The sequence below is a fragment of the Acinetobacter sp. UBA2063 genome (assembly GCF_002333245.1).
Lineage (GTDB): Bacteria > Pseudomonadota > Gammaproteobacteria > Pseudomonadales > Moraxellaceae > Acinetobacter > Acinetobacter parvus.
Genome location: NZ_DDAH01000042.1, coordinates 13,598 through 15,115 on the forward strand (window position 1 = coordinate 13,598; position 1,518 = coordinate 15,115).

The 1,518-nt window shown below is 41.2% G+C and carries 2 protein-coding genes; both read right to left on the reverse strand.

Going from position 1 to position 1,518, the window contains the following annotated elements:
• On the reverse strand, positions 1-229 hold a 229-nt coding region (locus B4H32_RS02140; RefSeq protein ID WP_286799599.1), incomplete at its 3' end, for a hypothetical protein.
• Between the two features lie 73 nt (positions 230-302).
• Positions 303-1,376: a DNA/RNA non-specific endonuclease gene (locus tag B4H32_RS02145; protein WP_004683485.1), complete on the reverse strand. Its 1,074-nt coding sequence runs from the start codon at positions 1,374-1,376 to the stop codon at positions 303-305.
• Positions 1,377-1,518 lie beyond the last annotated feature (142 nt).

A 1,518-nucleotide genomic window follows, 5' to 3' on the forward strand; every position in this document is an offset into this window, starting at 1 on the left:
TTTCAATTTCTCGCTCAAGCTTTCGTTCAATCTGTTCAGGTAAGCTTTGTTTTTCTAATGCTGCCACCACATCATTGATAAAACTTTGTAATGCTTTGGCTGTTTTCAAACCTGCTTGATCTTTGGTAATTTGTAAGTTGCCATATAAACTGACACAGTCCACTTGATTTTCCAAAGTCAGATCGTAAATTGCCGAAGACTGATCGCCCTGTTCAAAAGGTTTAAACATCTTTTCCTCTCATTGTTCTTTTCTGTTTTACCCTATTTGAGTTAAGCATAATCACTTTAGGATAGCTGCGATATTATCGCAATAATTGTAAAAAAAACTGAACCAATGCTTCAATCAATTGCTTGATTAAAGCCTGTTTGGTTTCTTCATCTACTTGCGGTAACTTACTTTCAGTGGACTGTGATTGCCCTGAAGCAAATTGCTGTTGTTGAGCTTGAATACTTTCTGTTGTTGCCTCTTCTGCACACTGACTTTGCCCATCCCATTTGACATAGTTAATGTCTTTATTGGCTTTAACCTGTTGTGCTGATGTCGGTAATTGATAAATATTACGCTTTTGTTGTTCTGTAAGCTGCGGGAATAAATTAATCCCTAGTTTTTCTTCTAGATAGCACACGCTCACGACTTTAACCTGTAGCGAATCATTATTCGGCGCATAATACGCACCAATAATGCCCTGTTTGGGTAAATACACGGCTTTGTATACAGCCGTAGGGACTATTACGCCATTGCCAATGGTTTTTAAACGCTTCGCTTCAAAGATCGGTCCCGTAATAACATAAGCATCTTTATGCTGTTTAGTCACAATAGAACGTACCGCTTCTTCTAATTTACGCCAGACTTCCTGATTATTCTTGGGTGCTTGTGGCACCATATTGGCTAAAGAAAAGCTATCCTGCTGCGCTGCGGTATTGTTCATATCACCGTTGGGTACCATATGCCCACGATCATAACCAGAACCACGATAGTCCGATAACAAAGCACGATGCGCAAGCTGCACCCGTGTTTCCTCATGGAAATTGTCTTCACGCTTGATCTTAATGCTTAAACGCTCAGGTGTCAGGTATTCGGCTGACCATAGCGGCGTTTTGGACACACCTGAATACATCACATTGAAGCCGTTAAAGCACAGTGCATAACTGTCTTTTTTCAGGCTTTCCCTGTTGAGTATCGGTGGCACATCACGGTAGAACTGTTTTAGGCATCCACTGTTGCCGCCTGAGACAGGAAGAAGTTTGGCAATTTTTTCACTGCCAAATGCGATGGCAAAACTTCCCGTTGCAACTAGGGCGAGCAGAATCTTTCCAATATTTTGGCTCAAAAAATGAGCTTGAGTTTTAGCCTTTTTGGTTGTTTTCTTTGCCATAACCACATCAAGATCAACATGAACGCGAAGCTTAACAATTCAGGGACATGCTGTATATCGCGCTACCGCTTAGAACGACATTTTATGTCGCAAAACTGTTCACTTGATCAGCAGGCAATAAAAAAGGCACTCGAAAGTGCCA

Bases quoted from the DNA above. Each gene is read 5' to 3' on its own strand.
- B4H32_RS02145 (WP_004683485.1), bottom strand. From the start codon at position 1,376: ATGGCAAAGAAAACAACCAAAAAGGCTAAAACTCAAGCTCATTTTTTG.